Genomic DNA, 6,646 nt, shown 5'->3' with positions numbered 1-6,646 from the left:
GCGCTGTGACGGTAGGAATGCGATCGCGGGGCAAGCCCGCTCCCACTGAGAATGCCAAGCCAAAAAAAACCACCCCGTAGGGTGGTCTTATTGCATCGAATGCCACGTCAGTCGCCGTAGTACTCGCAACCACTGGTGCAGGTCTCATGAATGCGCACCTTGGACAGTTCCGGCAGCAACGGCTTGACCTGGTCCCAGATCCATTTGGCGATCACTTCGCTGGTAGGGTTTTCCAGGCCAGGAATGTCGTTCAGGTAGTTGTGGTCCAGCTGTTCATACAGCGGCTTGAAGATCGCCTTGATCTCGGAAAAGTCGCGAATCCAGCCAGTATGCGGGTCCAGTGGGCCGGTCAGGTGCAGGGCAACCTTGAACGAGTGGCCGTGCAGGCGACCGCACTTGTGCCCTTCAGGAACGTGCGGCAGACGGTGTGCCGACTCGAAGGTGAACTCTTTGAAAATTTCCACGATGTCTCAACTCTGAAAGCCAATGCTGGTAAGCAGTTTACCAGCATGACCGTTACAGCGGTTGCAGTTGCGCGTGCAGCCTGCCGGTTTCTATCAGTTCAAGCAGCTCGTCGCCCAGACGCTGGCTTTCGGACATTGCCTTGTGCCAGTAGCGCTGGCGGCTGCCCGCATCGCCCATGAAACGCTTGAAGTCGCTGCGGTCTGGCAACTTGCCGTAAGGCAGGCTGGCCAGGTACTGAGCGGAAGGCGCCAGCAGCAGGACATTGCGCAACCGTTGAGCATCGCCACGCCGCCAGGGCAGAGCTTTATCGAACCAGCCTGGGATCACCTTATCGGTAAAGTGCGGATAGAGCACGATGTCGTCGCCTTGGTAAGGCAGGTCCAGATGGTAGTCGAGCAGGCCACCATCGCGGTAAGTGCCATGACCAACGCCAGGAATATCGCGTACACCCTCCATTACCATCGGAATCGACCCAGAAGCCAGCAGGGCATGGCGCAGGTTGGCCACATTCAGCGGCAGGCAACGAGATGGAAAGTCGGTCAGGGGCTGCAGCGGCGGGTTGCTGCGAGCATCGTGCAGGATGATCCGTTCGAAGTGCCGGGCCAGTCGGGGACGGCCGATCAGGTTGTCGGCGATTACCGAAGACAGCCCCATACCCAAGCGTGCGGGATGATCATGCGCCAGCAGTCCATGGCTTTTGACCACCATGATATTCAGGCGGTAATCGGGGCTCTCGAGGATCTGCGCATCGCGTCCTTGCAGCAGCTCGTCGAGCATGCGCTGGCAGCTACGGCTGACCTCGGCCTGGGTGACGCCTTTGGCGAAGTCCTGCTCGGTATAAAGTTGTCCGAGGCGTTGTAGAGCTTGGGCCGGATTGGGCAGGCAGGCACTGGCAAAGCGCCAGGAGCCAATGGATGCGCCGATCAACGCCCGTTCACGGGGTGCACTGGGCAACCAGTGGCCAAACAACGCCAAGTCCAGGCCTTGTATGCCGAGAGCCTTGGGGCCGCCCGCAGCGCCCGGTAGCACACCCACATCGGCAGCCTGTAATCCACGCTCGCGGATGCGCTGCAAGGCGCGACTGCCGGCCTTGAGCGTCAGGGCCGGGTACTTGATATGGATTGCACTCATACGGGCCTCACTGTCTGGAGCCGGCAATTATAAAGAACGGCGGTCCAGTTGTGGGGCAGGGGTGCGCTATCATGTCGCCAGTTGTTTTCAGCTTCAATTAAGTTCGGTTGGTTAATCTAGGCCCCGTAGAAACATTATTGATCTCAACGGAGAGACACCATGAAAACTTTGACTGCCCTGTTCGTGACCGCTGCACTTGCCATGGGTGCCAATGTTGCACTGGCCAAAGATATCCCGATGCATGAAGTCACCAAGCTGGTTCAGGACAAAACCATCCTGTCCCTGGATGACTTGAATGCCAAAGCGCTGGCCAAGCATCCAGGTGCCACGATCAAAGAGTCCGAGCTTGAAGATGTCTACGGCCGTCTGGTCTACAAGATCGACTTGCGCGATGCCCAGAACGTCGAATGGGATGTGGATCTGGACGCCAAGACCGGTGAAATCCTCAAGGATGTCCAGGACAAATAATGAGCGTTTGCACGCGAACAGCACAGACCGTTCTCGTTGCGCTGTTGGCACTTTGTTCGCTGGCATCGGCCCGTGACCTTGATCAGGACGAAGCCCTGCAGTTACGACAGCAGGGCGTCATCCTGCCGCTGGAGCAGTTACTCAATGATGCCCTGGGACGCTATCCCGGGGCGAAGTTGCTGGAGGCGGAGCTGGAGCACAAGCACGGCCGCTACGAGTACGAAGTCGAGTTGCTGACCCCCGAAGGCGTAGTGCGCGAGATCAAACTCAATGCATCCAATGGAGCGTTGCTCAAAGACGAGGAAGATGACTGATGCGCCTGTTACTGGTCGAAGACAACGTGCCGCTGGCAGATGAACTGACCCAGGGCCTGCAGCGCCAGGGCTACGCGGTCGACTGGCTGGCCGATGGCCGTGACGCGGTCTATCAGGGCAGCAGCGAACCCTATGACCTGATCATTCTCGACCTCGGCTTGCCCGGACTGTCCGGGCTTGAAGTACTGGCCCAGTGGCGCGCCAGTGGCTTGGCCACGCCTGTGCTGATTCTGACCGCGCGTAGCTCCTGGGCGGAGCGCATCGAGGGACTGAAGGCCGGTGCCGATGACTACCTGAGCAAGCCCTTTCACCCGGAAGAGCTGATGTTGCGGGTGCAGTCGTTGCTGCGTCGCGCCCGTGGCCTGGCCAATCAGCCAACCCTTGAGGCCGCAGGCCTGCAGCTGGATGAAGGACGCCAGTGCGTGACCCGCGATGGCGTCGATATCCAGCTCACCGCTGCAGAGTTTCGCCTGTTGCGCTACTTCATGCTGCACCCGCAACAGATCCTGTCCAAGAGTCACTTGGCTGAACACCTCTATGACGGTGAAACCGAGCGTGACTCCAATGTGCTGGAAGTTCACGTCAATCACCTGCGCCGCAAGCTTGGCCGCAGCGTCATCGAGACGCGCCGCGGCCAGGGTTACCGTTATGCCGGGAGCGCCGAGTGAAGTCGATCCAGGCGCGTTTGAGTCTTGGCTTGGTTGCGGTGCTGGTGCTGGTAGGTCTGGCCCTGGCGCAGCTGAGCCTGTGGTTGTTCGAAGTGGGTTTGCAGCGCTATCTGGAGACAGGTTTGCGCAAGGAAAGCGAAAACCTGCTGATTGCGCTGGTGCGCGGGCAGTCGGGGCTTGAGCTGGATGAGCGGCGGCTTTCCTCGGCCTACCAGCGGCCGTTCTCCGGCTATTACTTCCGCATCGATTTTGAAGGTGGCAGCTGGCGTTCTCGATCGCTATGGGACCTGGACATGCCTGCACCGGCCAGTAGCGGCCTGCATACCGATCTGCAACTCGGCCCGGAGAACCAGCAATTGCTGGTGTTGCGCAGTGATTACCGGCGCTTTGGCCAGTCTATTTCGATCAGTGTCGCCCAGGACTACACCCCGGTGCGCGATCAGTTTCGGCGCATGCAGCAAATCGGGCTGGGCCTGGGCCTGGTCGCCCTGATACTGGTACTGGTGCTGCAACGCATCACCGTCACCCGCTCATTGCGCCCGCTCGAGCGGGTGCGCGGACAGATCGCGCAGCTGCAACAAGGCAAGCGCTCGCAGCTTGACACCCAGGTGCCGAGCGAGCTCGAGCCCCTGGTCGCACAGATCAACCACCTGTTGGCTCACACCGAAGACAGCCTGCGCCGTTCGCGCAACGCCCTGGGTAATCTCGGGCACGCGCTGAAGACGCCGTTGGCAGTGCTGCTGAGCCTGGCGTCCAGCGAACAATTGAAGGACGCACCGCAGGTCCGCGTACAATTGCGCGAGCAACTGCAACAGATCCAGCAGCGTCTGAGTCGTGAGCTCAATCGCGCCCGGCTGGCGGGTGATGCCTTGCCCGGTGCGCAATTCGACTGCGATGCCGAGCTGCCCGGGCTGCTTTCGACCTTGAGCATGATCCATGGCGAAGGCCTGGAACTCAGCCAGTGTGTGCCGCCCGACTTGTTGTTGCCCTGGGACCGAGAGGACCTGCTCGAACTGCTCGGCAACCTGCTGGATAACGCCTGCAAATGGGCTGACAGCGAAGTGCGGTTGACGATCGAAGAGCAGCCCGAGCGCTATCTGCTGGTGATCGACGACGATGGCCCAGGTATTCCCGAAGCTGATCGCCAGCAAGTGCTAGAGCGCGGTACCCGGTTGGATGAACAGGTCGATGGGCATGGCCTGGGCCTGGGTATCGTGCGGGATATCGTCGAGGTATGGGGTGGGCAGATGACCTTGCAGGACAGCCCTCTTGGCGGATTGCGGGTCAGTATCGCGTTGCCGCGCAGGGGTTAACGCTGTCCACGAAAATTGGCCATTACGATCTCTTTTTGGCCAACCACACACTGTGATCCGCGAAAACCCTCAGCAAGAATCAGAAGGCCAAACTCGGGGGAATAATCCATGGCCACACTGAAACGTATGCTTGCGGTCGGCGTTGGGGCACTGACGCTGTTGGCCGGCGCCGTGCATGCTGAAGTACGAGAGTTGAGGGTGTACAACTGGGCGGATTACATCTTGCCATCGGTGCCCAAGGATTTTGCCGCGCAGTCCGGCATCAAAGTCACCTGGGACACCTTCGACACCAACGAATCCCTGGAAGCCAAGTTGCTCACCGGCAACTCGGGGTATGACCTGGTGGTGCCGTCGAACCAGTTCCTCGATACCCAGATCAAAGCCGGTGTCTTTCAGAAACTGGACAAGAGCAAGTTGCCCAACTGGCGCCATCAGGACCCGGTATTGCTCAAGTTGCTCGACAGCAACGACCCGGGCAACCAGTACGGTGTGCCCTATATGTACGGCACGGTGTTGATCGGCTTCAACCCGGCCAAGGTCAAGGCAGCGCTGGGTGAGCAGGCGCCGGTGGACAGCTGGGACCTGGTGTTCAAGCCCGAGAACATGGAGAAGCTCAAATCCTGCGGCGTGGCCATGCTCGACTCACCTTCGGAAATCCTGCCGCTGGCCTTGCACTACTTGGGCCTGGACCCCAACAGCCAGAACCCTGAGGACTATGAAAAAGCCAAGGCCTTGATGTTGAAGGTTCGTCCCTACGTCACCTACTTCAACTCCGCCAAATACATGACCGACATCGCCAACGGTGACATCTGTGTCGCCATTGGCTATTCCGGCAGCTTTTACCAGTTCGGCAACCGCGCCAAGGAGGCGGGCAATGGTGTAGTGGTTGACTGGCGTCTGCCTAAAGAAGGGGCGCCGATCTGGTTCGACACCTTTGCGATTCCGAAAAGCGCAAAGAATGTTGCTGAAGCCCACGCGTTTCTCAACAACCTGATGGAGCCGAAAGTCATCGCCCCGATCAGTGACTTTCTCGGCTACCCAAACGCCAACAAAGATTCGTTGGCGCTGATCAATCCGGAAATTACCGCTAACCCGAACCTGACCCCGACGCAGGAAGCCCTGGCCAAGCTTTACGTGGTGCAACCGTTGCCACAGAAGCTTGAACGTGTGCGGACCCGGGTCTGGACCAGCATCAAGTCGGATAAGTAAGCGTTATGCGGTGGCGGCGCACCGGGGCTGCGCCGCCGTTCCCGCAGGCAGACTCAAGCCAGCGTCAGGCTCAGCATCACCGGTAGCGTCAGCGCCGCGAGCAAGGTCTGCAAGGCAATGATGTTGGCCATCAGCGGTGCATTGCCGCCCATTTGCCGTGCCATCACATAAGACGACGAAGCGGTCGGCAGGGCCTGGAACAGAATGGCCACGACTGCTGCCTGGCCGCTGAGTCCGAGTATTCGACAGACCCCATAGGTCGTCAGTGGCAGTACCACGAACTTGAACAGCGACGCCGCCAGCAGTGGCCGTGGGCCGAGGCCCTGTGCGCTGCTACCCAGCGCGGCACCGACGCACAGCAGACCCAACGGCAAAGCGGCCTGACCGAGGGCTTTCACGGTCGGCTCGATACCCGCTGGCAGCCCTATCCCGGTGACGCGCAGGGCAATACCGATGGCGCAGCCAACGATCAGTGGATTGCGGCAAATTGCCTTGATGACAACGGCGGCCGAACTGCGCGTACCGCTGTAGCGGGCAAAGACCATGACGCACAGCACATTCACCGTGGGGACGATGGCGGCATTGGCCACGGCAGCCAGGGCGATCCCGCCCGTGCCATAAATCCCCGCGGCAAGCGTCGCACCAATGTAGTTGTTGAAGCGTACGCCGCCCTGGAACACCGAAGTGAAACTGGCGCCATCGCTGGCGACAGCGCCCCTGCACAGCACCAGCAAGGTGGCGCCAGCAAGCGTCGAGAGCAACAATACAGCAACCATGTCGAACACCGGCAGACCGGCAAGGTCAGCTGTCGCCAGGCTATGGGTGAACAGCGAAGGAAGTAACACGAAGTAGCTCAGGCGCTCTGCTGCTGGCCAGAAACCCTCACCCAGCAACCCCTGGAATCGCAGCCAGCGGCCCAGTGCAATCAGCAGGGCGATGGGAACAATGGTGGCAAGGATCAAGTTCAGCATCAGGCGATTTCTCTGTCAGTCCGGTCTTCCTGGTGGAAGTCGATATCAGGCTAGCCTGCGGCATTGAAAGAAAAAAACGCTGAATTCTCAATCGACCAATGAGGAAA

The 6,646-nt window shown here is 59.8% G+C and carries 8 protein-coding genes; 5 read left to right on the top strand and 3 right to left on the bottom strand.

The features are described from left to right. Positions 1–107: 107 nt before the first annotated feature. Together queD and NPS47_RS12815 are read right to left on the bottom strand one after the other, a co-directional pair. Positions 108–464 carry a 6-carboxytetrahydropterin synthase QueD gene (gene queD, locus NPS47_RS12820; RefSeq protein ID WP_010226613.1) on the bottom strand — a complete coding sequence of 119 codons (357 nt, stop codon included), beginning with the start codon at positions 462–464 and terminating at the stop codon, positions 108–110. 52 nt (positions 465–516) lie between these two features. Then, a complete protein-coding gene (locus tag NPS47_RS12815; RefSeq protein WP_274295295.1) occupies positions 517–1,596 on the bottom strand; it encodes a patatin-like phospholipase family protein in 1,080 nt (359 codons plus the stop codon). A 159-nt stretch (positions 1,597–1,755) separates the two neighbouring features. Between NPS47_RS12815 and NPS47_RS12810 the strand changes: the two genes are divergently transcribed. The 5 genes from NPS47_RS12810 (at position 1,756) to NPS47_RS12790 (ending at position 5,568) form a co-directional block, all read left to right on the top strand. Further along, on the top strand, positions 1,756–2,064 hold the full coding sequence (locus tag NPS47_RS12810; RefSeq protein WP_274295294.1) for a PepSY domain-containing protein: 309 nt from the start codon (positions 1,756–1,758) through the stop codon (positions 2,062–2,064). Beyond that, on the top strand, positions 2,064–2,378 hold the full coding sequence (locus NPS47_RS12805) for a PepSY domain-containing protein (protein WP_274295293.1): 315 nt from the start codon (positions 2,064–2,066) through the stop codon (positions 2,376–2,378). Before NPS47_RS12810 ends, NPS47_RS12805 begins: the two co-directional genes overlap by 1 nt. Then, positions 2,378–3,046, top strand: a complete 669-nt coding sequence (locus NPS47_RS12800; protein WP_274295292.1) for a response regulator transcription factor — start codon at positions 2,378–2,380, stop codon at positions 3,044–3,046. Before NPS47_RS12805 ends, NPS47_RS12800 begins: the two co-directional genes overlap by 1 nt. Further along, positions 3,043–4,359 (top strand): sensor histidine kinase, encoded by a 1,317-nt coding sequence (locus NPS47_RS12795; protein WP_274295291.1) that lies wholly within the window; start codon positions 3,043–3,045, stop codon positions 4,357–4,359. The genes NPS47_RS12800 and NPS47_RS12795 overlap by 4 nt, the downstream gene beginning before the upstream one ends. Before the next feature lie 108 nt (positions 4,360–4,467). Next, positions 4,468–5,568: a polyamine ABC transporter substrate-binding protein gene (locus NPS47_RS12790; protein WP_274295290.1), complete on the top strand. Its 1,101-nt coding sequence runs from the start codon at positions 4,468–4,470 to the stop codon at positions 5,566–5,568. Between the two features lie 53 nt (positions 5,569–5,621). Here NPS47_RS12790 and NPS47_RS12785 read toward each other — a convergent pair whose 3' ends face one another. Continuing rightward, positions 5,622–6,539 (bottom strand): AEC family transporter, encoded by a 918-nt coding sequence (locus NPS47_RS12785; RefSeq protein WP_274295289.1) that lies wholly within the window; start codon positions 6,537–6,539, stop codon positions 5,622–5,624. Positions 6,540–6,646: the final 107 nt, after the last annotated feature.

The sequence above is a fragment of the Pseudomonas putida genome (assembly GCF_028682475.1).
Lineage (GTDB): Bacteria > Pseudomonadota > Gammaproteobacteria > Pseudomonadales > Pseudomonadaceae > Aquipseudomonas > Aquipseudomonas putida_AG.
The sequence above is the reverse complement of the archived record's forward strand: the minus strand, read 5'-3'. Positions and strand labels throughout refer to the sequence as shown.

Excerpts from the sequence above, each read along its gene's own strand:
- NPS47_RS12785 (WP_274295289.1), bottom strand. The coding sequence starts at position 6,539 with ATGCTGAACTTGATCCTTGCCACCATTGTTCCCATCGCCCTGCTGATT.
- NPS47_RS12800 (WP_274295292.1), top strand. The coding sequence starts at position 2,378 with ATGCGCCTGTTACTGGTCGAAGACAACGTGCCGCTGGCAGATGAACTG.
- NPS47_RS12790 (WP_274295290.1), top strand. The coding sequence starts at position 4,468 with ATGGCCACACTGAAACGTATGCTTGCGGTCGGCGTTGGGGCACTGACG.
- NPS47_RS12810 (WP_274295294.1), top strand. The coding sequence starts at position 1,756 with ATGAAAACTTTGACTGCCCTGTTCGTGACCGCTGCACTTGCCATGGGT.
- NPS47_RS12805 (WP_274295293.1), top strand. The coding sequence starts at position 2,064 with ATGAGCGTTTGCACGCGAACAGCACAGACCGTTCTCGTTGCGCTGTTG.
- NPS47_RS12815 (WP_274295295.1), bottom strand. The coding sequence starts at position 1,596 with ATGAGTGCAATCCATATCAAGTACCCGGCCCTGACGCTCAAGGCCGGC.